Below are 26,007 nucleotides of genomic sequence, written 5' to 3' on the forward strand. Positions count from 1 at the left end.
CGACAGGATCAAGGGATGATCCGCGTACATTAGGAACAATCATGATATCACGGTCGCCTTTGACACGTGTGGATATTGCATATTCAACATCTTCAGCATCAAATATGTCAACGTCGGTGTCTACAGCAACGCAATGTTTAAGTGAAGGGTGTGCGGACAATGCGGCCATGATAGCGTTTTTTCCATCGCCTTCAGTCTGTTTGTTTATGGATACAACTGCATGCAACCAGCAGCAGCCTCCTTCAGTCAATACAACATTTTCCACTGTTGGAACTGCGTTTTTGACAGCTTTGAATATTCTTGGCTCCTGCGGAAGGCCTTGCAACAATTTGTGCTCGAATCCTGCAGGAACAATTGCATGATAGCAAGGATTGTCCTTTTTGATGTGCATTTTAGTCAGGTTAATGATTGGCTGGTCACGTATAATGTCATAAGTATCAGTCAAGTCGACAAACGGTCCTTCGGCAACGGTTTCGGTTACAGAAATCTTACCTTCTAGAATGATGTCAGCCTGAGGAACTTCCAGCTTGCCACACTTAATTAATTCCAATTCACCATCCTTAAATGCATTTGCAACTTCCATTTCATTGTAGTCAATTGGTATTGAAGTTGTACTTGCAAGAAGGATTGCCGGATCCATTCCGATAGCTATCGCAATATCCAAATCCTCACCTGCTTTTTGAGCATTTTGGAAATAGGTATAGAGGTTTCTCGGTACGATTCTTATAACTAACCTTTCATTGTCAAGAACCATCATACGGTGAATTGACGCGTTTTGGACACCTGTTTTAGGGTCACGTGCAAAAACGACACCTGCAGTAATGTAGGCGCCACCGTCCCTTTTGTAATGAGTTAAGATAGGTATCTTGCTTAAGTCAATATCGGATGAGTCATAATCGGAAAAGTCAGTGAATTTAGTAACTTCAACGGGATTTTCCATTGCGTCAATGATTTTTTGGGTAATTTCGGAAACTTCACAATTGATTGAACGGGCAATTTTGTCTCTTGTATTGCAGATTCCAGTTACAACCGGCATGTCAAATCCCTTAGGATTTTTAACAATGACAGTATCCTTTGGATATTCTCTTAAAACTTTAGAAATTTCATATTCGGTTGACAGTTCATCTGTAATCTCTATAATGTTTTCGTCTGTAAGGTTCATATTATCACTATAAGTTAATTTTTTTGTCTTTTAATTTTTCAAGAACTTGAACAATCTCCGGATTGTCGATAGAAAAGATTTCACCGGCAAGCACTGCAGCGTTTTTACCGTTGTTTATACCGACGGTTGCAACAGGCACTCCCGGAGGCATGCTAACTGTTGTAAGCATATAATCATCACCGTTTTCATTGGTACATGGAACTCCAATTACAGGCCTTGCAGTCAGACCTACAATTCCCCCTGTAACCTGTGAAGAGTTTGAACTGACTCCAATGAAAATTTTGGCATTTTTCATACATTTGACATAGCTAATGAACTTTTTATTGGACCTGATTGGGCAAACAACTTTCATGTCATATGAGATTTTAAGACGGTCAAGGATTTTTGTGATTTTCTTGGCTGTTCCAACGTCAGTCTGTCTTCCAACAATGATGGCCACTTCCGCATCTTTATTTTTGCAGTTGATTTCACTTTCATCCACTTCCATCTTGTTTATTTCGAGATCTTTAATTCTTATGAAGTCATTGTTGATGAAAGGTCTGTCTATTTGTTGGATAATGCTTTCATTGCTGGTAATGACTTTTTGGGCATACTCTTTTCTTAAGGCAATGACTTTTTTATGGATCTCTTCGTTGTGAAGACCGATAAATTGAGCGGCCAATATTGCAGCATTGTCTCCCCTGTCGATTCCAACAGTAGCGATAGGAGACGGGTAAGGCATTTGAACAATTGATTCTAATGCGTCTAATCCATTAGTTTTAACATCAACCGGCACTCCGATAACCGGTCTTGGTGTATAGGCTGCAATCGAACCTGGCAGGTGCGCAGCAAGTCCTGCAATTCCAATAAATACTTCGATTCCTGCATCAGTACCTTTAGATACAATTTCACGAACAAGATTAGGTGTTCTGTGTGCTGATGCGATTTTCAGACTATATGGTATTTCTAATTTATCTAATATGTCCATAGCTTTTTCAGCTACGGCAATATCTGATCCACTTCCAAGAATAATCATTATTTTTGGTGTCATTTAAAAATCCCTTCTAAGTAAATTTTTTTTTCACATTACAATATTGATTTTAAAATATATTAAATTATCATCGAAAGATTAATCCTATTTCTTTTAATGTCAACATCAAGGACTTTAACGTCCACGATATCACCGACACTTACAATATCCAGAGGGTGCTTTACGAACTTATCGGCCACTAACTGTGAGATATGAACTAATCCGTCTTGATGAACTCCGATATCAACAAATGCACCAAAATCAACAATGTTTCTGACGGTTCCCTGCATTATCATACCATCTTCCAAATCATCAATTGACAATACGTTTTTTCTAAGCATCGGTTTTGGCATATCCTCACGAGGGTCACGGCCGGGTTTTTTGAGCTCTTTGATAATGTCTTTAAGAGTTTCCTGACCAACATCCAATTCTTTCGAGATTTCTTCAATGTCAATGTTATCCAATTTAAGATTGACATTGCCGATATCATTAATGGAGTAGTTGAGGCTTTTTAAAAACTTTTCAGTAGCCTTATAGGATTCGGGATGTATAGTGGTATTATCCAAGGGATAATCTGGGTTGTCAATTTTAATAAAACCGGCGCACTGCTCAAATGTCTTCTTACCCAGCTTTGAAACGTTTAAAAGCTCTTTTCTGTTTTTGAAACTGCCGTTTTCCTCTCTGTATTTGATGATGTTTTTTGCTGTGGTATTGCCGATTCCTGAAACATAATTCAAAAGACTGACGGAAGCGGTATTCAAATCAACTCCCACTTCATTAACTACCTTTTCGACAACACCTGCAAGAGACTCATTGAGGTGTTTCTGGTTCATGTCATGCTGGTACTGTCCGACTCCTATTGATTTAGGGTCGATTTTAACAAGTTCAGCCAATGGGTCCTGAAGTCTTCTGGCTATTGAAACGGCACTTCTCTCACCTTCTGAGAAATCCGGAAACTCTTCATCGGCCAGTTTTGAAGCCGAATAGACTGATGCTCCAGCTTCATTGACGATAATGTATTCGACAGTGGTATCTTTTATTATTTTGGCAACGATTTCTTCTGACTCCCTTGAAGCGGTTCCATTGCCGATAGCTATAACGTTAATATCATATTCATCGATTAGCTTTTTGACGGTCTTGATTGACTCTGCCACTTTATTCTGTGGTGCTGTCGGATAGATCAGGGAGGTTTTCAATACCTTTCCAGTTTCATCGATAATTGCTAACTTACAGCCTGTTTTGAAAGCCGGATCCCAGCCTAAGATAGTCTTGCCTACCAATGGACTTTCCATCAAAAGCTGATTTAGGTTTTTGGCAAACACTTCAATTGACTGCACCTCGGCCTTTTCGGTCAGGTAGCTTCTGATTTCACGTTCAATTGCCGGGGAAATCAGTCTTTTATATGCATCCTCTACTGATTCCTTAATGATTGGGGTAGTATATCTGTTGTATTCGATTTTTTCGGGAATTTTTGATATGTTTTTAAGCATGTGGCGGTTCAGATATCTTATTATCTCTTCGCTATCACATGCAATCTTTGCCTTAATGACTCCTTCCTTTTCAGCCCTGTTGATTGCCAGGATTCTATGCGGAGGTATTCTTTTAACGTTTTCGCAATAGTTGTAGTAGATGTCATATTCCGTCTGCAGATCCTTGTCCTTGGCTTTTGTTTCTATCTGGCCGGTGTGGAATGTATTTTGCCGGATTTTTTTTCTGAAGGTGGAATTGTCAGAAATCACTTCAGCAATAATGTCCTGTGCTCCCTGAATTGCCTCTTCGGGTGTTTTAACTTCGTCTGTTACATATTTTTCAGCTATCCTTTTAACGCTTTTGTTGACATTCTGCTTTAGGATGATTTTTGCCAATGGTTCCAGGCCTTTGTCACGTGCCTTTGTGGCTCTTGTCTGTTTTTTGCTTTTGAAGGGACGGTAAATGTCTTCAAGCTCAACCAGAGTTTCGGCATTTAAGATTCTTGCCTTTAAATCATCATTCATTTTGCCGAGTTCATCAATTCTTCTGATAACCTTTTGCTTTTTTTCATCCAAATTTCTCAGATATTTCAGCCTTTCATCAAATTTACGTAGTGTTTCGTCGTTTAAAGAACCTGTAACATCCTTTCTATACCTTGCGATGAACGGTATGGTATTTCCATCATCAATAAGTTGTATTACCTTTTTAACTTGCCAATTTTTCAGTTTCAGTTCGTTTTGAAGTTTTTCAACAATCATTCAATTCTACCTAATGATAATTTTTTTTCTTTTAATTCATTATTATTGGTTATTGATTAATAATTTTTTGTTTGAATTAATAATAACATTTATAACTATTTAAATTATAAAACTATTAATGTAAAAACTTTTAATGGGAGAATATTAGTGTATTGGTTTTTAGTGATTATTTCATTTTTACTTGCAGGCATAAAAACGCAAAAACCCAAAAAGTATAAGAAGGTTTCTGTAATAATACCTGCCTACAACGAGGAGGAAACCGTAGCCACAGTTGTTGAAGTGGTCAGAAAGGTATCCTTTGTAGATGAGATAATCGTTGTAAATGACGGATCGTCCGATAATACGGAAGCGGAAGCTTCAAAAGCCGGAGCCCGAGTGATTACTCATGAGACTAACAAGGGTAAGGGTGAAGCATTGTTCACCGGTTATAAGGAAGCCGAATGTGACATTATAGCATTCATTGATGCGGATATTTACAATTTGACTTCTAAAAAAGTGGAGGCCATGATCAAACCTATCCTTGATGGAAAAACCGATATTACTAAAACCAAATTCTCACGTGCAAGTGGACGTGTAACTGAGCTTACAGCAAAGCCGCTTTTGAACTTTTTCTTCCCTGAGATTTCATTTGAACAGCCATTGAGCGGTCAGTTTGCGGCACGTAAGGATATTTTGAAGCGTATTAATTTTGAAAGTGACTACGGTGTGGATGTAGGTATTGTTATTGATGCTGACGTATTGGGTATTTCAATAACTGAAGTGGACATTGGAGCAATCGAACATGACATGTCCTCATTGTCAGACTTGAATTTAATGGCAAATGAGGTCGTAAGGACAATCATTGACCGTGCCAACAAGTATGGCCGTGTAATCATGATAGATGACATCGGTTATTATATTCGTATGTCAATTGTAGGATTGTCATTTGTTATTTTAGGTTTATTCACCATATTTTTCGTTAAATTTGTTCCTTTAACCCTTGGAATAATGATTGGCGTTATCGGTATTATTATAGCAGTCTACTATATCATCAAGGTTATCATAAAATCAATTGTGATGATTAGGAAAACTCCAAAGGCAAATCTTTTCAAGTCCTTTGTCAAAATCCATTTTCCAATGATCATATCCATTATCGTACTGCTTTTGATGATTTCAACATTCATTGGAGCTGCACACTACAGCAATGGTGTCCTGTCAATCGAACCGAATTCCAGAAATCTGATTATCTATGCAGATGACTCACCTCGAGACAATTCGATTTCTGTTAGGGGACCCTACATTGTTGACACGGCCATTGAAAACGAGTCAGATATAATTAGAATGCCGTCGGATGCCATGCTGTCGTTGGGTATCAAGGCAAACGACACAATCAAGATTGATGGCGAGTGGTATACCATCAACGATACAAGACCTAACGAAGGGGACATAATAAGGCTTCCTCTTGAGGCTAAAGATGAGTTGGGAGTTGAAGATGGCGATGTCATACAGAATTCCCGCCTGAAGGAGATATTTGCAGGTTCTACAATAATTCACAACTATGAAAAGGACAGCATATCATTTGAGGAAAAATATATAGTTTCATCAAGGGACAGAAATGCATCAAGCTTTGAAGTTCTTTTGAATAATGAATCCATTGCATCATCGTCCGGAATATTTAAGAATTCCTCCACATACGACATTGCAATAAATGGGGAGTACGTTACATCAATCAGTAATCTAAACAATACGAAATTCGAATTTGAAAATAATACGATTGAAATAGTCTTTGACGATACAAATTCAACTTCAATCAAGCAGTATGTCCGTCAGTCTCAAGGCAATTTCCTTGATTTCATAATTTAAAAAAAGTAATAAATCAAAGAGGCATGCTCTAAGATTTATTGTCATATGCTTTTACAGCTTCCTCAACGTCATCATAAAGGCCCAAAGCTGCAAGAGCACCAACCTTTCCCTGTTCGCCTGTAACTGCAATCAATGGTATATCTAATTCTTCGGCAGTTTTTTCTGCGGTTTCGACATCCATCATTCCAGATTTTGTGGCGATTGAATAGGCTCTTAATTTTTCGGGAATTTCTAAACCTTCCAGAATAGCTATTGCTGTTTTGTCAGATAGGGTATCCCTTTTTAGGATTTCGATAACTCTATCGATCAATTCCTGTTTTTTGGATTCCTCAACAGCGAAAGTAAGGGCAATTGATACACAATTTTGAGTTTTGTGAGGGTTGTGCGGATATAGCTGAACAATGATATGGTCCAGATATTCAAATCCTTCTCCTGCAAGCTCAACTCCCAGGTTATGTGCCATAGTCCATGTTGCACCGGCGTCTTTGGTATCGGTATCGTCAACACCAATAACCACCTTTTCAAGTTTAGGTGTCACCACTGTTGCCCTTCCGACTTTGGAACCTCCTCCAACATCAAGAAGTTCAACGTACTTAACGCCTTCACCCATTCCTCTGCACATTCCGGCTCCAACTCCAGCTCCAGCAAGACCTGCATGTGTAACCTTCACTTCATCGCCATCAATGATGATTTCATCAATTCCGGCAGCGTTGAAACTGGCCTTTAAATCAAGCGGAGCACTGCCTGCATGGCATTTGTAGACATGCTTGTTTCCGTCACGAAAAGCGGAATCAATTAGCTCAGAATTCTTTCTGTATTGATTCAATAGCCAATGAGATCCTGAAATGCAGGGATGATATTCAATTAGTTCTACCTTATCGCCATCCACCAAGGTCAGGACCTTTTCATATGGGGCTATCCAAGGGTCATTAAATTTTTCTTTTAATTCGTTAGGCTTTAGAATTTCCATCTAATCACTAGATTTCTTTTAATCTGTCGCACATTTTAATAGCTGCTTCAACAGCACTTTTTGCGTTTTTGACACGTCTGTGGGCATCCATTCTTGTCATGCCCGGACCGGTGATTCCAAGAGCTACCGGTGTATCATATTCCAATGCCAGGTCAGCTATTTTACGGGAAGCGTGCTGTGCCACAATCTGGTCGTGGTCGGTTGCACCTTCGATTACAGCACCAAGAGTGATAATTGCATCGTATTCGCCTTTCTGCAGTAATTTTTTAATTACAAGAGGCATATCGAATACGCCAGGAACTGCAACCACTTTTGTGATTTCACAGCCTCTGTTTTTTGCTTCTGCTTGAGCGAGTTCTAACATCATTTGTGTTATGTCGTAATTAAATTCAGCAACGACTGCTGCTATTTCATATTTTGCCATTTTTATCAATCCTCTTTTATTACATTCCACCGCTAAATATAATGAGTAAAAATCCTGCTACCCCACTTACTACCATAATAAATATGATAAAAAGTGCTGCCATTTGCATTTTGGTTAATTTTTTAAAATTCATATCATTGTCTCCTTTATAGGTTTTTTATAATTTCACCAGTAACTTCGGTAGTTGTTGCCGAACCGCCCAGATCACCGGTTAAAGTATTAGCATCATTCAATACTTTTAGTATGGCGGCTTCAAATTTATCCGCCGCATCGTTTTCACCTAGATATCTAAGCATCATTATTGCTGAAAGCATCATGGCTATCGGATTTGCCTTGTTCTGTCCAGCAATATCCGGTGCAGAACCGTGAACGGGTTCGAACAATGCACCATCCTCTCCGATATTTGCTGACGGAATCAGACCAAGACCTCCAACAAGGCCGGCTCCTTCATCAGACAGGATATCTCCGAAAAGATTGGTTGTCACGATAACTTCAAAGCTTTCAGGCTGTGTAATAAGATACATTGCTGTTGCATCTACATAAAAGTCCTCAGTTGCAATATCCGGATAATCAAGAGCAACTTCATAGAAAATTTCTTTAAACAAACCATCAGTTTTTTTAAGTACATTGGCCTTATGGACAGCTGTAACCTTGTTTTTATTATTTTCTCTTGCATATTTAAATGCATAATCTATAATTCGCCTTTCAGCTTCTTTTGTGATAATGCGTCTTGCTATTGCCCCTTCATCGGTATATGATTCCTCATCGGCAATATACATTCCTTCAGTATTTTCACGTACTATCATAAAGTCAATGTTGTCAAATAATGAGTTAGTATTAGGATAAGCTTTAACAGGCCTTAGATTAGCAAACATTTTCATCTCTTGGCGTATCTTAACGATAACATCCGCTGCAGTTTCACCGGCGGCACCGAACAGACAGGCATCAGACTGTCTAATGATGTCCAGTGTTTCGCTTGGAAGAGCGGTTCCGGTCTTTTCAAGGCATTCGTCTCCCGCATCACCATAGACATATTCAAACTCAATGTCTAAAGCGTCCAAAACGTCTATTGCTGCTTTCATTACCTCTTTGCCGATTCCATCTCCCGGAACAACGGCAATCTTGTAGCTATCTTTTGTTTTTGAGGTACTCAATCAAACCACCCTGATTTAATATTTCTAACATGAATGGAGGCAATTTTTTAAATTCAATTGTTTCTCCACTTTCAGATGTTATTGTTGCGTTTTCCATGTCTACTTCAATAATTTCTTCATTTTCAACCAGTTTGCCAATTCCCGGAGCTTCCAAGAGCGGAACTCCTACATTTGTAGCATTCCTGTAAAATATTCTTGCAAAGGACTCGGCAATCACTGCTGAAACTCCAACACCCTTAAGGGCAATCGGTGCATGTTCACGTGATGAACCGCATCCGAAGTTCTTGCCTGCAACGATAAAGTCTCCCTTTGAGCATTTCTTATAGAAATCCGGATCCAAACCTTCCATGCAATGTTTGGATAAGGTCTCTTCATCGGTATAAATCAGATATCTTCCGGGAACTATTATGTCCGTATCAATATCGTCTCCAAATTTCCATGCACGTCCTTTCACATTATCACTCCGGAGCCACAATTTTTCCTTCTATTGCTGAAGCGGCAGCAACAGCAGCAGAAGACAGGTAAACTTCACCATCGCTTGAACCTTGTCTGCCTTTAAAGTTTCTGTTGGATGTGGAAAGGCTTACTTCACCTGGTCCGATTATTCCTGTATGTCCTCCAAGGCACGGACCGCAGCAAGGAGCGGATACAAGAGCTCCAGCTTCAACAAATATCTTTAGTAATCCTTCATCCAATGCTTTAAGATAAACTTCTTTTGATGCTGGAATAACTAACATTCTAGTTCCGTTAGCTATTTTATTTCCTTTTAATATTTTTGCAGCATCTCTAAGGTCACTGAGTCGACCGTTTGTACATGAACCTAAAAATACCTGGTCAATTTCTTGGTCTACCTCACTGATTGGCTTTACATTGTCAACATTGTGAGGGCAGGCTATTTGAGGTTCTAAATCACTTATGTCAATGTCAATTATATTAAGAGAAGGGGAATCCAAATCAGTTTTAAATACTTTGTAAGGTTTATCGGAGCGTTTTTCAACATAATCTATTGTTTTATTGTCCGGTTCAACCAAACCTGTCTTTCCACCCATTTCAATTGCCATATTGCACAATACCATTCTGTCTGAAACACTCATATCAGAGACAGTTTCACCGGCAAATTCACATGCCTTGTAGGTTGAGCCATCCGCTCCCATTTTACCAATAATATGCAAAATGACGTCTTTGGCATAAACTTTGTCTTTCAAATCACCGGTAATGTTGAACCTGTTTGTTTCAGGAACTTTAAACCATAGGTTGCCTTCAGCAAATACCATTGCCATATCGGTTGAACCGATTCCGGTAGCAAATGCACCCAATGCTCCATGGGTACAGGTATGTGAATCTGCACCTACTATTACATCTCCAGGCAACACATGACCCTTTTCAGGCAGAATCTGATGACAGACTCCTGCATTGACATCATAAAAGTTCTTTATGTCATGTTTTTTTACAAACTCTCTCATCAGAATATGATTATTGGCAGAGTCAATTGAATCTGCCGGAACCTGATGGTCAAATGGGATAACAATTTTCGATGGATCCCAGACTTTTTCAGCTCCAATTTTTTCAAATGACTGGACTGAAAGAGGGCCGGTCAAATCATGTGTCATTGCTATGTCAATATTTGCTATAATTATATCTCCGGCTTCAACACTATCTTTACCGGAAGCTCTAGCTAATATTTTTTCAGACATTGTTGGCATTTTTTAAACCTCTCAATAATGATAAATATTTTTGTTTTACAAGATATATAAACTCTTTTTTAATGTTTATATATAACGTTTAACAAAATATTATTCATGAGCAACTCATTTTTTAAAAGATTCAAAAAAGAAAAGGAACCTCCAGTAGTGGAGGAAGAACCTCCGGTTTGGGCAGATCGGATTTTTTGGCTTTCAACATTACAGAAAATAGCATTTCCTGTCTTGGATAATTTGTCAAAAGGTACTCTTAGAAAAAACATGCCTTATGAATCTAAAAGTGCGGAAGGACAGAAATTTGCATATCTTGAGGCGTTTGCTCGTGTATTTAATGGAATCGCACCATGGTTAGAATTGGGTGCAGATACTTCTGAAGAAGGAAGATTACGTGAAAAATACATTAGATTGACATTAGCATCTATTACAAATTCGGTAAATCCAAACAAGAATGATTACATTTTCGTCATTGAACCAAAACAATCTTTGGTTGATGTTGCTTTATTTGCTCAAGGATTGCTCAGAGCTAAAAATGAAATTTGGCTCAATTTGCCAATGGATATTCAGGCAAGAATTATTCGTGAACTCAAGAATACAAGAATCATTGCCCCATATGAAAATCATTGGCTGCTTTTTACTTCAATGATTGAAGCCGCCCTTCTCGAATTCACTGGCGAATGCGATAAGGAAAGGTTAACCTATGCCATTTCCAAGTTCAGAGATGAACTATACATTGGAGATGCGATTTATTCCGACGGGGAGGACTTCGAATCAAATTATTATAACAGCTTGATTATTCACCCTATGCTCAATGACATATTGGCAGTTATGAGAAAATACGGTCTTCAGGATGGTGAATTTTTGGATGTCCAATTGATGAGGTCATCCAGGCTCGCTTCACAACTTGAAAGAATCATTTCTCCTGAAGGAACATATCCTCTTTTAGGAAAATCTCTATCCTATCGTTGTGGTGTTTTCCATTTGCTTTCACAGGCGGCCCTGCTTAAAATATTGCCGAGAAACATTTCACCAGTACAGGTCAGATGTGCTCTTACTAAAGTTTTAGAAAGACAATTTAAAGGCAATCAGAACTTCAACTCTGATGGATGGTTGATTTGTGGATTGAATGCTTCACAGCTTGACATTTGTGAAAATGATATTGACACAGGTAGCCTTTACTTATGCTGTTCAGTATTTTTGGCATTAGGTTTGGACTTAAACGATGAATTCTGGAATGAGCCATTTGAAGAATGGAGTAGTCTAAAGGCATGGAACGGCCATCAAATCAAACCAGACCAACCAATAGATTTTTAATATCAGTTCCTTTTTGGAACTTTTTTTAAACTTTTTTTAATTCAGTTCATAGAGGTTTCCGTAATTATATAATTTGATTTCGTCTGGAACTTCTTTTATTATGTTTTTAGTATCAAAAATAATTGCTTTATTCATATTTTTGCAAATCAAATCATAATCAAGGGTTTTGAACTCATTATGGTCACACAATACCAAAATCAAATCCGCATCCTCTGTAGCTTCATCCAAGTCGACAAAATCAGGGTTTTCAATGTGTGGGTCGTGAATGGCTATTTCATAGTCATTACTCAACTCGGCAATGATTTCATATGCGGGGCTTTCCCTGTCATCTCCGGTATTTCCCTTATATGAAACGCCTAAGACGGCTATTTTTCCATCCTTGATAATCTTTTTGACATTGTCACATACGAATTCAGGCATAGAATTGTTTGTATCACGCGCCAGCTTGATTATCTTTGCCTGTTCGGGCGCTTTTGCGTATATGAAGTATGGATCGATTGCAAGGCAATGTCCTCCAACACCCGGGCCCGGAGAGTGCAGATTTACTCTTGGGTGCTTGTTTGCCATTTCAATGACGTCAAGGGCATTCACGCCAATTTCTGCACAGATTTTTGCAAGCTCATTTGCAAGTGCAATATTGACGTCACGGAAGGTATTTTCCATACATTTTGAAAGTTCCGCTGTTTTTGCTTCTGTAAGCATCAGGTCCCCTTCAACGAATTGGCCATATACTTCACTGGCCTTTTTGGCACAGTTGGGTGTTACGCCGCCGATTATCCTGTCATTGTGAATCAGCTCTTCAATGATTCTTCCCGGAAGCACCCTTTCAGGGCAATGTGAGAGGTAAAGGTCTTCACCTATTGTAAATCCGGCCTTTTCAAAAATCGGCTTTATTGTCTCATCGGTTGACATTGGAGCGATAGTGGATTCAATAATGACAGTATTTCCCTTTTCCACATATGGAAGAATGCTTTCACAGGCTGTAATCACATAACTCAAATCACAGCTGTAGTTTTCGACGATATATGGTGTCGGCACGGTAATGATGAATGCATCTGCCTTTTGAGGAGTTAAGCTAGCAGTATAGACATTTTTTTCCACCGCTTTTTTGATTATATCGGCAATACCCGGCTCTTCGATGTGAATAATTCCCTTATTAAGATTTTCAATGATTTTTTCATTAACATCCACCCCAACAACTTCGCAATGGTTGCGGCAAAAGAGTGCGGCTGTAGGAAGCCCAATATATCCTTGACCAATAATACATACTTTCATAATATTAACTCCTCTATATTCTTAAATATAAAGTATAATATATATCTTAACATATTAAAAGTTTTAAGTGATATTTATGAAAATCTTAATTACGGGTTCTAATGGAATGTTGGGCCATGATTTGATTGACATTTTGCAAAAGAATCATGAGCTAATTCCGACAACCTCAAAAAGCTTAGACATCACCGATGAAAATCAGGTGATGGAGTTTATCTGTGATAAAAAGCCCGATATAGTTATAAACTCGGCCGCCTACACGGATGTTGACGGTTGTGAAGAAAATCAGGAACTTGCGTATTGTGTTAATGGTGAAGGGGTTAGAAATTTAGCCCTTGCATGCAGAAAAACCGACTCGTGTCTGGTCCATATCAGTACGGATTATGTATTTGATGGAACTGCCACAGAGCCGATCAGCGAGGATGGTGAAATAGGCCCAATCAGCGTTTATGGTAAAAGTAAGCTCATTGCTGAAGAGGCCATTCAGGAAATTCTGGACAGGTATTTCATTGTAAGGACAGCCTGGCTATATGGAGTAAACGGAAAAAATTTTCCAAAAACCATGCTTGAACTGGCCGAAAGTCATTCGGAGATTAGCGTCGTTTATGATGAAGTTGGAACACCTACCTACACTCCGGATTTGGCCTTTGGAATCTCACAGCTCATTGAAAGCGATCAGTATGGCATTTACCATCTGACAAATTCCGGAAGCTGCTCCTGGTGTGAATTTGCAAGATATATTTTTGAAATTGCAGATTGCGACGTTAAGGTAATTCCGGTTACTGCTTCTGAGTTTGCAAGACCCGCTCCAAGACCAAGCTATTCTGTTTTAGATAATAAAAACTGGATTGAAAAGGGATTCAAACCACTTAGAAGTTATAAGGATGCTATAAAAGAATATATTGAGTTGATAAAATGAACAAAAAATTGATTTTTCTTGTTGCATTGATTGTTGCCCTGTTTAGTATTTCTGCCGTAAGTGCGGGATTTTTTGATTTTCTCAACTTTGGCGGCAATGATTCAGACGACGTTAAAGTAGTTGAAGACGGACAGTACTGTACTGTTGACGAGGTTTCCGCTTATATTAAAGAGTTTCACAAACTTCCAAGTAATTATATAACAAAAAAAGAAGCCAATAGTCTGGGATGGCATGGCGGACCGCTCAAAAAATATGCTCCAGGAAAAAGCATAGGTGGAGACACATTTACCAACAGACAGCATGTGCTTCCTGACAGCGATGACAAATACATAGAATGCGACATCAACGCTAACGGAACCAGTCGTGGGGCAGAAAGAATAGTCTACAATACAGGTGATTATAAGGTTTATTACACTGATGACCATTATAACACATTCAAAGAGGTTTAAAATGCAGCTTGACGGCAAGTTAATAAATGAAAAGGGCCATGACTATTTGATGGAGGCCTTGGATTTTCCGGATTACTATGGAAAAAATCTGGATGCATTATATGATTGTCTTTGTGAAATTGAATGCGAAATTGAATTGATTAACGCCAGTGAAGTGGATAAGGATATAATTGACACATTCACTGATGCGGCTAGTGAAAATGATTTTTTAGACTTTAAGATTATTAGGTGATTTTTATGAAAGGAATTGTACTTGCAGGTGGCTCCGGAACCCGTTTATATCCGATTACCAAAGCGGTTTCAAAGCAATTGCTGCCACTTTACGATAAACCGATGATTTATTATCCGATATCAGTTTTGATGCTTTCAGGAATTAAGGAAATACTTATTATTTCAACCCCTAGGGATTTGCCGATGTATGAAGACCTGCTTGGTGACGGGTCATCTTTGGGCATTAAGTTTGAATATGCCGTTCAGGAAAATCCTAACGGGCTTGCTGAAGCATTCATAATCGGTGAGGAGTTCATCGGGGATGACAATGTAGCACTTATTTTAGGAGATAACATCTTCCACGGTCACAGGTTTACCGAAATCCTTGAAAGGGCAACTTCCCTGGATGAAGGTGCCGTAATATTCGGTTATTATACAAACAACCCGGAAGCTTTTGGCGTAGTTGAATTTGATGATGAATGGAACGTATTGTCAATAGAGGAAAAACCGCAAAATCCAAAGTCAAATTATATAGTGCCGGGACTCTATTTCTATGACAATGATGTTATAGAAATAGCCAAAAACGTAAAGCCTTCCGACAGGGGAGAACTTGAAATCACTTCTGTTAACGAGGAGTATCTGAATCGTGGAAAGCTTAAGGTAGAGCTTTTGGGAAGAGGTATGGCATGGCTTGATACAGGAACCCATGAAGGACTTCTTGAAGCGGCAAACTTCATTGAAACAGTTCAGAAAAGGCAAAGCCTTTATATTGCATGTCTTGAAGAGATTGCATACTTTAAGGGATACATTGACGAAAAAAGGTTGTTGAAAACAGCCGAAGAGCTTAAGAAAACCGATTATGGACAATACTTATTTAACTTGGTAAAAAGGTGATTTTATGGGCAAATTCAAATTCATAGATACAGGAATCGAGGGCATGTTCGTAGTCGAACCTACAGTCTTTGAAGACAATAGGGGATACTTCATGGAGACCTATCAGGAAAATGAATTTAAAGAGGCAGGTCACGATTTGACTTTCGTTCAGGACAATCAGTCAAAATCAACAAAAGGAGTATTAAGGGGCCTTCATCTGCAGCTTAATTATCCTCAGGGCAAACTGGTTCGGGTAATTAAAGGGGAAGTCTTTGATGTTGGGGTTGACCTTAGGGGTGACTCACCGACTTACGGCAAATGGCATGGGGAAATATTGTCTGAAGACAATAAAAAGCAACTGTATATTCCTCCAAAATTCGCCCACGGATTTTTGGTATTGTCCGATGAGGCAGAATTTCTATATAAGTGTACAGAATTCTATCATGGTGAAGATGAAAGCGGCATAATGTGGGATGATGAGGATATTGCAATAGACTGGCCGCTGGATGGAATTGATGAGATAATTCTGTCAGATAAGGATAAGGAATTTAAAAGTTTTAAAGAGTCTCAAATCAAATATTAAGTGATATTATGACAAATATTTTAGTTACAGGTGGAGCAGGATTTATCGGAAGTAATTTTGTAAGATATATGGTAAATAAATATTCTGATTATCATATTATTAACTTGGATGCCCTAACTTACTGTGGAAACCTTGAAAACCTTAAGGATATTGAAAATAAGGATAATTACACTTTTGTTAAGGGAGATATTAGAGATAAGGATGTGGTTGATGACCTGATTAAGGAATCAGACTATGTCATTAACTTTGCAGCTGAAAGTCATGTTGACAGAAGCATAACCGATCCGGAAATCTTCATCAAATCCAATGTCCTCGGAACACAGGTGCTATTAAATGCGGCAAAGGAATACGGTGTCGACAAGTACATTCAGATTTCAACAGACGAGGTTTATGGAACCTTGGGCAAAACCGGATATTTTACCGAAACCACTCCATTACAGCCAAACAGCCCATATTCAGCTTCCAAGGCCGGTGGAGATTTGATTACAAGAGCATACTTTGAAACCTTTGATTTGCCGATAAACATTACACGCTGTTCAAATAATTACGGCCCTTATCAGTTTCCGGAAAAGCTGATTCCTCTAATGATTTCAAATGCACTGGAGGATAAGAAACTGCCTGTCTATGGAGACGGAAAAAACATAAGGGACTGGCTGCATGTTCATGACCACTGCACTGCCATTGATCTGGTCCTGCATGAAGGTGCCTTGGGTGAAGTCTACAATATCGGAGGCAACAACGAAAAGGAAAATATCTACATTGTCAAACTGATACTTGAGACTTTGGGTAAGGATGATTCATTGATTGAGTTTGTAACTGACCGTTTAGGTCATGACAGACGCTATGCCATTGATTCAAGTAAAATACAAAATGAATTGGGTTGGGCTCCTGAATATACTTTCGAGGTTGGCATTGAAGAGACAATCCAGTGGTATCTTGACAATCAGGAATGGACCGACAAGGTAAAAAGCGGCCAATATCAGGAATATTATGAGAAAATGTATGCGAACAGGTAGATTTTTACACTTGAAATATACCTCTTGATTAAACAATATTCTTTTTTTTCTATTTTTTTATGAATTTGTTTAATTTATTTTATATTTTTTATACATTAAATTTTTATTTTTCAATAAAAAAAATTTGAAGTTTTCTAAATTTTAAGATAATTTTATATATCATTATTCTTTAATATTAATTGTTAAAGTAAATTCATGATTTATTTTGTTTTAGGGGAATGGTGATTTTGGATGTTGGAGCAATATTTGCCTTTTGTAGCATTGATTGTTTTTGGTAATATTGAAAACTTAGTTTTATCCTCTCAGGGAGTTGTAGCCGGTGTCAACCCTGTTAAATTAGGAATTGCAAGTTTTATATGTGTTGGGATGTGGCTGGCCATTGGAACTTTTGGAACACAGCTTTTGATTAATTATGTGGATTTCATTAATTTCATTGGTGGAGCGGCCATTCTTATTCTAGGTGCACAGGCTATGATTACTTCAATAAGGGGGGAATAGAATGGATCCTGAGTTAATGCATTTTTTACCACTGTTGGTTTTTGGAAACATTGAAAATCTAATTTTGGCGGCTCAGGGTGTTGCAGCGTCTGTCAACCCTGTAGGCTTGGCATGTCTAAGTTTTTGTGCAGTTCTTTTCTGGCTTTTAATAGGTACTTTTGGTACAAAGGTCGCAATGAAATATGCCAGATACATTAATTTCATCGGCGGATTAGCAATATTTATTTTAGGTATTCAGGCAATTGCCGAATCAATTCCTGGAATGTTAGCATTCTTATAAGATAATCATGTCATATTTAAAACACAGAGTGTATGGCCTGCTGTTCAAGCTATTTGGCCATGCTAATGTAAAACCGAACAGAGTTTCTTTTATTATAGATTCCGGAGAATCATTCAAAGGCAATCTGGATTATATTAAAAAGGAATTTGAAAAAAGAGGAGATTTTGAATTTCATTTTTTTTACAAGGACAGATTATCCTTCAAAAGCTTTAGAATGCTTGCGGGTTCACGATACATTTTCCTCAATGACAACTTCTTTCCCCTTGCCTTCATGAAATTCAAACCGGAAAATGTCATTGTCCAACTGTGGCACGCTCCGGGGGCCTCTAAAAAATTTGGGGGATCCGTTGATATTGAAAGCAGAGATATTCTAGGAAAAATCTCTGACAATACTGATTATTTAATTGTCACTTCCAAAAACATCATCGATTACTATAGCGAAGCGTTTCAAATGCCTAAAGATAAAATCAAGGCATTGGGCCTTCCCCGTATGGATTATTACTTTGAAAACCATGATTTGGATAAATTAAAAGCGGAATTTTCACAAAAATATAATGTTTCCCGAGACAAAAAAATCATCCTTTACGCTCCAACTTTCAGGGATGAAGAAAAGTTCAACAATGTTTTTGATTATCTTGACTTGGACAAGTTCAATGAACGTTTGGGCGATGAGTATGTTTTGGCTTTAAGGCTCCATCCAAAAATCAAGAACTTTTATAATGACGACATTGTAAGTGAAGGTAAATATGTCGATGTCAGCGATTTCGAAAGCGAACAGGAACTGATGCTTATCAGTGACATTTTGATAACAGATTATTCATCAATAATGATTGAATATTCCGTTTTAGACAAACCCACACTCTTTTTCACATATGATCTGGAGGAATACCTGGCAAATGAGCGTGGATTCTACTATGATTTTAAATCGACAGTTCCGGGACCAATAGTCTATACTTCAGATGAGCTTATTGAGGTCATTGGAAATGGCCAATTTGACAAAAGCAAAATATTCGAATTTGTAAGGACACAGTTTGATGAAATTGACGGTCATTCATCTGAAAGAATTGTCAATTACTTATTGGATGGGGGAAGGCGGAATGAATAATATTAAGGTCAGTGTCATCGTCCCAGTTTATAATGCTTCACAGTATATAGGCAGAACTTTGGATTCAATCCTTTCTCAGGATTTCGATGGCTTTGAAGTAATAGTCATAGATGACGGCTCAACCGATGGCAGTTTGGAAATCATAAATAATGCTTTGAAGGACTCAAATGTCCCTCACAAAATCGTCCATCAGGAAAATGCGGGGGTCAGCGTTGCAAGAAATGTCGGTATTGATGAGTCAGCGGGGGATTATCTGGTCTTTGTCGATGCCGATGATTATGTATCCGAAAAGCATTTGTCCAGCTTATATAATGGAAAAACCGATTATAGCTTAACACTATATGCCAAAAAGGAAGGCGATAAGCTGACAAGTCTTGACACCTACTCACAGGATTTAATCTCAACGGATGACTTTATCAAAATGGAACTGAACATGCAAATCACGTTCAACTTCTTTCAGCTGATGTATAGGTCGGATATAATCAAAGACAACAATATCAGGTTCACTCCGGGCATAGTTTACGGTGAAGACACTGAATTTGCCCACAAGGCCCTGAATTACGGTGAGGAAATAGCAATCAACAATGAGGTTACATACTTTTATGTCCAGCACCCCGAATCCGCCATCAGAACAACTGAATACAGGCGATTCGATATAGTCAGGATTTTTGAAAATATCGCCGATTTTTACTCAAAAAACGATAAGGAAGAATTTTCCAACCTGATAATAACCTCAAGAATCCCAAAGGCAATATTTGGAAACATGAATTTCTTTTTTTACAGCGGATATGATTTCGATGAGGTAATGGCCAAAATGCGGGAGCTGAACTTATTTGAAAAATTATCCAAATACGAAGGAGATTTCAAATTCAAGTCAAAGATAAGGTTATTCTTATTAAATCCAAAACTATATTATAAAATGTGGAAAAAACTTAAAAATTCTATCTGATTAATATGAAAGTTTCTGTGGTAACCCCAAACTATAACGGAGAAAGATTCCTGAAAACTTTTTTTGAATCATTGAACGATGATTCTGAAGTGATTGGTGAAGTAATCATAGTTGATAATGGATCAACTGACGGGAGCAGGGAATATATCAAAAGCAATTCATTCAATTTTCCTGTTAAAATGATTGAAAATGCGGAAAATATGGGTTTTGCACCTGCCGTCAATCAGGGGATTCGGGAAGCTCAGCATGAATATATATTTTCACTAAACAATGATACTGAGGTAAAGAAAGGTTCAATCAAAGCTTTGGTTGATTTATTGTCATCGGACGATAATATTTTTTCCGTTCAGGCCAAAATGCTTCAGTACAACGATAAGGAATTGATCGATGATGTCGGCGATGAGTACAATCTCCTTGCATGGACCAAAAAGACAGGGGAAAACCACAGCACCGGAGAATACAGTGAAGTTTGTGATATATTTTCAGCATGTGCGGGGGCTGCAATGTATAAGAAATCACTTTTAAATGAAATCGGAATGTTTGACGACAATTTTTTTGCATATATGGAAGATGTCGACCTTGCAATCAGGTCAAGAATCAGCGGCTATAAAAATTTCCTCTGTCCGGATGCAATTGTCTATCACATTGGAAGTGCAACATCCGGAAGCAGATACAACGAATTTAAGGTTCGTCTTGCGGCCCGAAACAATGTTTGGGTGGTCTATAAAAATCTGCCGATTCCATTGAAGATTTTAAATTTCATATTCTTGTTTTTGGGATTTCTGATTAAGTATCTGTTTTTTGTCAGGAAGGGATTCGGCCCCGTTTATCTTTCAGGCATTCGTGAAGGGTTATCAACAAGAAGCAAAATCGAAAAGGTCAAATTCAAATCCGCCAATATAAAAAACTATTTTAAAATTGAATACAGATTAATAATTAATACCTTTAAATATTTGAAAAGATAGCCGGTGAGTTTAATGGACCTTTCTGTTGTAATCGTAAATTATCGAACATTTGAGCTGACAAAAAACACCATCAATTCCATCCTGGATTACGACTATCCATTCTCTTTGGAGATTCTTGTAGTGGACAATGCTTCAGGAGATGACAGTTTGGCCAGGCTTCAGGATTATTTTGGAAGCAAGGTGAAATTCATTGCATCAGCTGAAAACAGAGGGTTTGCGGCAGGAAACAACCTGGCTTTAAGGCAGGCCACAGGCAAATATCAGCTCCTTTTAAACTCAGATACAATCGTATGGGAAAATACCCTTGAAGACATTTACGGTTACATGGAAAAGAACACGGATGTCGGTGCATGCGGCTGCAGGGTTCTGCTTGAAAACGGAGAGCTTGACAAGGCATGCAAAAGGTCTTTTCCAAACGTCAAAAACTCATTTATAAGATTGTTCCATATTCCGACAAACAGCAAGGACGACAACTATAACTTAACTAATTTGCCGGATGATGAAGTCTATGAAATCGACTGTCTGACCGGAGCATTCATGTTCATGCGAAAGTCCGCTCTTGATGAGGCGGGTCTTCTAGACGAGACATTCTTCATGTACGGCGAGGACATTGACCTCTGCTATCGCATTAAAAAGGCAGGCTGGAAGATAATATACTATGGAAGGTCAAAAATTACCCACCTCAAGGGTGCAAGCAGCAAAAAACAGAAATCCAAGTTGATATATGAATTTTACCGTGCAATGTATATTTATTATAAAAAACATAATGCTCACGAATCATTTTTCCTCGTTAATTTGATTGTATATTTTGGAATTGCTCTTTTGTGCTGTTTAAAGCTATTTTTAAATATCTTTAAAAAGAAAAATTAATTAATATATTAACTATAAAAATATAATAAATAGTTTTTCAGGTAGTTATTATGATAAAGGAAAATCAAAGGGCATTAAATATACTGTTGGTACTAATCGACGTTTTGGTCATTGTGGTATCACTGATATGTTCTATTTGGTTAAGGTTTAAAACCACTTTATTCGGACCTATCGGAGGTCATTTGGGCTTTACCAGCTACCTTCTGTTTTTAGTTCTTGCCGTTATTCCGGTTTATCTGATTTTATACTTTGCATTCGGTTTGTATAAGCCGCGCAGAACCTATAAAAACATTTTCTCGGAAGCCACTCAGATTATAAAAGTGAACATTCTTGCATTTCTCATACTGGTTGCCATTCTTTTCATTATCAATCAGCCAAATTACTCAAGGATAATGCTGTTTTTACTTGCGCTAATAGCTACATTCTTTGGAATAATTGAAAGATTCATTATCAGAAGCATCCTAAAGAATTTAAGAGTAAACAATAAGAATCTGAAGCATATCCTAATCGTTGGGGATAATGATCTGGCATTCACCTTTGCACGCAGGATTCACGGCAATCCATATCTGGGTTTTGTAGTTAGCGGATTTATAGGAAGATCAGAACATGTCGGCAGGGAAATTGAAGGAACTAGGGTAATAGGCTCATTTAAGGATTTGGATTCCATTCTTGAAAAAAATAGGTATGACAGAGTTGTTTTGGCTATTCCTTTAAAGTATTATTATAAAATCAATGAACTAGTGGAGAGCTGTGAAAGAGTGGGGATTAAGGCGGAAATCATTCCGGATTATATCAGATATTTCCCGGCACAACCGTCAATTGACATGATTGAAGACATTCCAATCATAAACATCCGTTACGTTCCCCTTGATGATAACTTTAACAAGTTTTTAAAATTCATGTCCGATTATGTGATATCAATAATAGCCATTGTCATAACATCACCTATAATGATTCTAACGGCTATTGCCATTAAGTTGACATCTCCTGGCCCTATCATCTTTAAACAGGAAAGAATGGGTTACAACGGTAAGACTTTCATGATGTACAAGTTCCGCAGTATGAAAGTGCAGGATCCCAATGAAGAGAAATCAGAATGGACCACTCCGGATGATCCAAGAAAAACCAGGGTTGGAGATTTTATCAGAAAGACCAGCATTGATGAATTGCCGCAATTTTTCAATGTCCTGAAAGGTGACATGAGCGTAGTTGGCCCAAGACCCGAAAGGCCTTACTTTGTAAAACAGTTTAAGGAAACAATTCCAAAATACATGGTAAAACACCAAGTAAAACCGGGCTTGACCGGATGGGCTCAAATTCATGGATGCCGTGGTGACACTTCAATCAACAAACGTATAGAATATGATATTGAGTACGTGGAAAACTGGCACATGGGATTGGACCTGGCCATCATGATTAAAACCGCATTGAAGAAAAATCCCAATGCATATTAGCATTTCTGCACCTCGTCACATGTGCACACTTTGGCAATATTTAAATAAATTTTTTAATAATATTGTTATTGAGATTACTTCTCAAATGCTCTCTCTCTAACTTTATATACACTATCAATATAAAATTATAATTAACTTTTCTATGAGGGGTTTGGTATGCAAGAAAAAATTTTAGAAGAATACGAAAAAGTTCAAGATAAACTTTCAAAAGAAGAGTTCCTAGAAGAAATCGAAAAAATGAAGTCAAGCAATGACGATGTTGATTTTATAGATGATTTTAGTGCTGCACAATTGGTAGTTCAAAATCATAATGGAGTCGACACTTCCATTTTTGAAAATAATGAGGAAGAATCTTCATCTGAAATGACAGAAGATTTACAGGAAAGATATGATAAGGTAAAAGATCAGATTTCCGAAGAGGAATTCTTCGCAAGAATTGAAAAATTTAGACAGCAGGAAATTGAAAATCCATTCATGACCGACGTTAGTTTGGCTGACATGGTTGTTGGTGAACTTGTCACTGAAGAGCCTGAAGTCGTTTCCGAAAAACCTGAATTCGCTGTAGATACAATTGACAAGCTTGAAGCGGGCAGTAGGGATGCGACCGTTGAAGGTAGAGTAGTGTCAATTTCAAATCCAAGATCATTCAAGACACGCAAAGGTCAAAGCGGTGAAGTCTGCAATGTCGAGCTGAAAGACAACACAGGCACTATAAGGGCTGTTTTCTGGACTCAAAATATTAAGTTGCTGAAAAATGTCAGCGAAGGGGACATTGTTCAAATTAAAAATGTCGATATCAAAGAGGGATACACAGGTCTCGAAGCCAATTTAAGGCCAAGGTCAAGTGTGATTCACATTGAAGAGGATCCAAGTAAATTCCCTGCCTATGAAGAGGAAATTACAAAGATTGCAGATATTCAGGGAGAAAGTAAAGTCAACATCATTGCCAGAATCATTAGAATTCCAACTATAAGAAGCTATGAGAAAAATGGAAAAGAAGGAAAAGTTGCATCTCTTGAATTACAGGATGATTCAGGACAAATCTCTTACACATTATGGAATAAAAATACAGAATTAATTAATGATTTGGGCCTTGAAGACGGCGATACCGTTAAGATACTTCAGGCACAGGCACGTCTAAGACCGAACAGGGACGGCGAAGATGAAATTACATTAACCCATTGGGACGGTAGAATAATCAAGGGGGATTATGACGTTCCCGAAATCGTTCAGGAGTTCACCCCAATAGCTGATGTAAGCGAAAAAAGGGACGTTTCCATTATAGGTATCGTTTCCAGACTTCAGGATATCAAGTTATTCACAAGAAAAACAGATAATACTGAAGGAAAATTAAGGAATTTTGATGTAAGGGACACTACTGGAGACATTAGAGTAACCGTTTGGGGTGATGATACATCACTGCCTATTAACAAAGGGGACATTATTAAAATCATTGGTGGAGACGTACGCTTTGATGAATACACCAGAAGCCAGTATTCAATGAATACCAATTTCAATACTCAGATTACCCTCAATCCTCAAAACCTGCCAATGGAACAGTATGACGAATTGAATGAATTGAGAAATGAATTGCGCCCTACTCCTATCGGTGAGGTTGAGCTTATGGATGAAGACGGTATTGAAATCGATATCGTTGGAAGAATCTTATCTCTAGATGACATAAGGGAATTTGACAGAGACAATGATGAGACAGGTTATGTCCGCTCTGCAATGTTTGCCGATGAATCCGGTAAGGTAAGATTATCATTATGGAATGAAAAAGCCAAAGGGGATTATGAAGTCGGTGAAGCATATAGAATTGAAAACGCAAGAACCAGACTTGGAATGTACAATGTCGATTTAAACATTGGTGGAGGATCAAGAATTATCAGATTAACTGAAGAGGAAACATCTTCAATGTTTATACCTGAACTCGCTACCCTGGAAAAAGCTCTCTATGATTACATTACTATTGATGAGGTTGAAGAAGATGAAGAGGACAAAATCATCATCGGTAGGGTAATTGAAACATTTGAGCCACGAACATTTGAAAGGGATGATGGTGAAGGGCTTGTTAGAAATATAGAAATTGCTGACAGTACCGGTTCTGTCATTGTTGTTTTATGGAATGACGATGCCAAAAAAGAATTCGAATTGGGTCAGGCAATTAAAGTACAGAACCCTCGTTTCAGATATAATGACAGGACAAATCGTGTAGAAGCTAATGTTTCTGGTGCTACTGCACTTTTAGAGCCAAATGAAACTGAATTAGAAAAATTGCCTTCATTGGATGAATTGATGGAAATGATATTTGCTCCAAAAACCATCGAATCCCTATTGGAAGATGATACCAATGTTCACATCACAGCTCAAATCAAAGAGGTCAATACTACAAGAAATATTCTTGTAAAATGTCCTAACTGCAGTGCAAGCGTTGAAGAGAGTGAGGATGAATACATCTGTGACAATTGCGGTCATACATTTGATGAACCAAGGTACACTCTCATGATTCCTACAACAATCGAAGATGAAACCGGTGATATTCAAGCCACTTTCTTTGATAATTTAGCTGAAGAGCTTATAGGAATGGAAAAAGAGAAAATTATCTCTCTTATGGATGATGGATATGGAATTGAAGACAAATTAGAAGATTTAGTTGGTCTTACTATTGAAATAATTGCTAACGTTAACTTTGATGAATACAATGAAACAAATAGGTTAAATCCTAAAAAGCTTTTGAAAAAATACTTTTAAAAAAATAGAT

Annotated in this window: 25 protein-coding genes; 16 read left to right on the plus strand and 9 right to left on the minus strand. The window is 37.9% G+C overall.

Features of this window, described 5'->3' with window-relative positions; genetic code table 11:
* The 3 genes from ACJMLO_RS05805 to ACJMLO_RS05815 all read right to left on the minus strand — a co-directional run.
* On the minus strand, positions 1–1,162 hold a 1,162-nt coding region (locus tag ACJMLO_RS05805; protein WP_405294831.1), incomplete at its 3' end, for a UbiD family decarboxylase.
* Between the two features lie 7 nt (positions 1,163–1,169).
* Positions 1,170–2,192, minus strand: a complete 1,023-nt coding sequence (purE, locus tag ACJMLO_RS05810; protein ID WP_405294833.1) for a 5-(carboxyamino)imidazole ribonucleotide mutase — start codon at positions 2,190–2,192, stop codon at positions 1,170–1,172.
* A 59-nt stretch (positions 2,193–2,251) separates the two neighbouring features.
* Positions 2,252–4,399 (minus strand): Tex family protein, encoded by a 2,148-nt coding sequence (locus tag ACJMLO_RS05815; RefSeq protein ID WP_405294835.1) that lies wholly within the window; start codon positions 4,397–4,399, stop codon positions 2,252–2,254.
* A gap of 147 nt (positions 4,400–4,546) precedes the next feature.
* Between ACJMLO_RS05815 and ACJMLO_RS05820 the strand changes: the two genes are divergently transcribed.
* Positions 4,547–6,241 (plus strand): glycosyltransferase, encoded by a 1,695-nt coding sequence (locus ACJMLO_RS05820; RefSeq protein ID WP_405294837.1) that lies wholly within the window; start codon positions 4,547–4,549, stop codon positions 6,239–6,241.
* A 28-nt stretch (positions 6,242–6,269) separates the two neighbouring features.
* Here the strand turns inward: ACJMLO_RS05820 and mmp11 are convergent, their stop codons facing one another.
* The 5 genes from mmp11 to hacA all read right to left on the minus strand — a co-directional run bounded on the left by mmp11 (position 6,270) and on the right by hacA (position 10,492).
* Entirely contained in the window at positions 6,270–7,211 is a 942-nt protein-coding gene (gene mmp11 / locus ACJMLO_RS05825) for a methanogenesis marker protein 11 (protein ID WP_405294839.1), read from the minus strand.
* Positions 7,212–7,218: 7 nt separating this feature from the next.
* A complete protein-coding gene (ribH, locus tag ACJMLO_RS05830) occupies positions 7,219–7,635 on the minus strand; it encodes a 6,7-dimethyl-8-ribityllumazine synthase (protein WP_292816231.1) in 417 nt (138 codons plus the stop codon).
* A gap of 146 nt (positions 7,636–7,781) precedes the next feature.
* Positions 7,782–8,789 (minus strand): isocitrate/isopropylmalate family dehydrogenase, encoded by a 1,008-nt coding sequence (locus tag ACJMLO_RS05835; protein ID WP_405294842.1) that lies wholly within the window; start codon positions 8,787–8,789, stop codon positions 7,782–7,784.
* Positions 8,764–9,243, minus strand: coding sequence for a 3-isopropylmalate dehydratase small subunit (locus ACJMLO_RS05840; RefSeq protein WP_405294844.1), 480 nt, complete (start codon positions 9,241–9,243; stop codon positions 8,764–8,766). The genes ACJMLO_RS05835 and ACJMLO_RS05840 overlap by 26 nt, the downstream gene beginning before the upstream one ends.
* 4 nt (positions 9,244–9,247) lie before the next feature.
* Positions 9,248–10,492 (minus strand): homoaconitase large subunit, encoded by a 1,245-nt coding sequence (gene hacA, locus ACJMLO_RS05845; RefSeq protein WP_405294846.1) that lies wholly within the window; start codon positions 10,490–10,492, stop codon positions 9,248–9,250.
* 96 nt (positions 10,493–10,588) lie between these two features.
* Between hacA and ACJMLO_RS05850 the strand changes: the two genes are divergently transcribed.
* Complete coding sequence (locus ACJMLO_RS05850) at positions 10,589–11,800, plus strand: DUF2264 domain-containing protein (RefSeq protein WP_405294848.1); 1,212 nt, start codon at positions 10,589–10,591, stop codon at positions 11,798–11,800.
* A gap of 36 nt (positions 11,801–11,836) precedes the next feature.
* Here the strand turns inward: ACJMLO_RS05850 and ACJMLO_RS05855 are convergent, their stop codons facing one another.
* Positions 11,837–13,075 (minus strand): nucleotide sugar dehydrogenase, encoded by a 1,239-nt coding sequence (locus ACJMLO_RS05855; protein ID WP_405294850.1) that lies wholly within the window; start codon positions 13,073–13,075, stop codon positions 11,837–11,839.
* A gap of 76 nt (positions 13,076–13,151) precedes the next feature.
* Between ACJMLO_RS05855 and rfbD the strand changes: the two genes are divergently transcribed.
* The 14 genes from rfbD to ACJMLO_RS05925 all read left to right on the plus strand — a co-directional run bounded on the left by rfbD (position 13,152) and on the right by ACJMLO_RS05925 (position 25,997).
* Complete coding sequence (rfbD, locus tag ACJMLO_RS05860) at positions 13,152–13,991, plus strand: dTDP-4-dehydrorhamnose reductase (protein ID WP_405294852.1); 840 nt, start codon at positions 13,152–13,154, stop codon at positions 13,989–13,991.
* Positions 13,988–14,440: a ribonuclease domain-containing protein gene (locus ACJMLO_RS05865; protein ID WP_405294854.1), complete on the plus strand. Its 453-nt coding sequence runs from the start codon at positions 13,988–13,990 to the stop codon at positions 14,438–14,440. Before rfbD ends, ACJMLO_RS05865 begins: the two co-directional genes overlap by 4 nt.
* Before the next feature lies 1 nt (position 14,441).
* Positions 14,442–14,672: a barstar family protein gene (locus ACJMLO_RS05870; RefSeq protein WP_405294856.1), complete on the plus strand. Its 231-nt coding sequence runs from the start codon at positions 14,442–14,444 to the stop codon at positions 14,670–14,672.
* Positions 14,673–14,677: 5 nt separating this feature from the next.
* Positions 14,678–15,544 (plus strand): glucose-1-phosphate thymidylyltransferase RfbA, encoded by an 867-nt coding sequence (gene rfbA, locus ACJMLO_RS05875; protein WP_405294858.1) that lies wholly within the window; start codon positions 14,678–14,680, stop codon positions 15,542–15,544.
* A gap of 4 nt (positions 15,545–15,548) precedes the next feature.
* The gene (gene rfbC, locus ACJMLO_RS05880; RefSeq protein WP_405294860.1) at positions 15,549–16,106 is read left to right on the plus strand and encodes a dTDP-4-dehydrorhamnose 3,5-epimerase; all 558 of its coding nucleotides are present in this window, start codon (positions 15,549–15,551) and stop codon (positions 16,104–16,106) included.
* Positions 16,107–16,114: 8 nt separating this feature from the next.
* Positions 16,115–17,122 (plus strand): dTDP-glucose 4,6-dehydratase, encoded by a 1,008-nt coding sequence (rfbB, locus tag ACJMLO_RS05885; RefSeq protein ID WP_405294862.1) that lies wholly within the window; start codon positions 16,115–16,117, stop codon positions 17,120–17,122.
* Positions 17,123–17,353: 231 nt separating this feature from the next.
* Complete coding sequence (locus ACJMLO_RS05890; protein ID WP_405294864.1) at positions 17,354–17,620, plus strand: hypothetical protein; 267 nt, start codon at positions 17,354–17,356, stop codon at positions 17,618–17,620.
* A gap of 1 nt (position 17,621) precedes the next feature.
* Positions 17,622–17,900: a hypothetical protein gene (locus ACJMLO_RS05895; protein ID WP_405294866.1), complete on the plus strand. Its 279-nt coding sequence runs from the start codon at positions 17,622–17,624 to the stop codon at positions 17,898–17,900.
* A gap of 7 nt (positions 17,901–17,907) precedes the next feature.
* The gene (locus ACJMLO_RS05900) at positions 17,908–19,005 is read left to right on the plus strand and encodes a CDP-glycerol glycerophosphotransferase family protein (RefSeq protein WP_405294868.1); all 1,098 of its coding nucleotides are present in this window, start codon (positions 17,908–17,910) and stop codon (positions 19,003–19,005) included.
* The gene (locus tag ACJMLO_RS05905) at positions 18,998–19,954 is read left to right on the plus strand and encodes a glycosyltransferase family 2 protein (protein WP_405294870.1); all 957 of its coding nucleotides are present in this window, start codon (positions 18,998–19,000) and stop codon (positions 19,952–19,954) included. Before ACJMLO_RS05900 ends, ACJMLO_RS05905 begins: the two co-directional genes overlap by 8 nt.
* Positions 19,955–19,959: 5 nt before the next feature.
* Positions 19,960–20,919: a glycosyltransferase family 2 protein gene (locus ACJMLO_RS05910; protein WP_405294872.1), complete on the plus strand. Its 960-nt coding sequence runs from the start codon at positions 19,960–19,962 to the stop codon at positions 20,917–20,919.
* Between the two features lie 12 nt (positions 20,920–20,931).
* A complete protein-coding gene (locus ACJMLO_RS05915; RefSeq protein WP_405294874.1) occupies positions 20,932–21,789 on the plus strand; it encodes a glycosyltransferase family 2 protein in 858 nt (285 codons plus the stop codon).
* A gap of 50 nt (positions 21,790–21,839) precedes the next feature.
* Positions 21,840–23,243 carry an undecaprenyl-phosphate glucose phosphotransferase gene (locus ACJMLO_RS05920; protein ID WP_405294876.1) on the plus strand — a complete coding sequence of 468 codons (1,404 nt, stop codon included), beginning with the start codon at positions 21,840–21,842 and terminating at the stop codon, positions 23,241–23,243.
* A 156-nt stretch (positions 23,244–23,399) separates the two neighbouring features.
* Positions 23,400–25,997: an OB-fold nucleic acid binding domain-containing protein gene (locus ACJMLO_RS05925; RefSeq protein ID WP_405294879.1), complete on the plus strand. Its 2,598-nt coding sequence runs from the start codon at positions 23,400–23,402 to the stop codon at positions 25,995–25,997.
* Positions 25,998–26,007 lie beyond the last annotated feature (10 nt).

This window comes from Methanobrevibacter sp. (assembly GCF_045120835.1).
GTDB lineage: Archaea > Methanobacteriota > Methanobacteria > Methanobacteriales > Methanobacteriaceae > Methanocatella.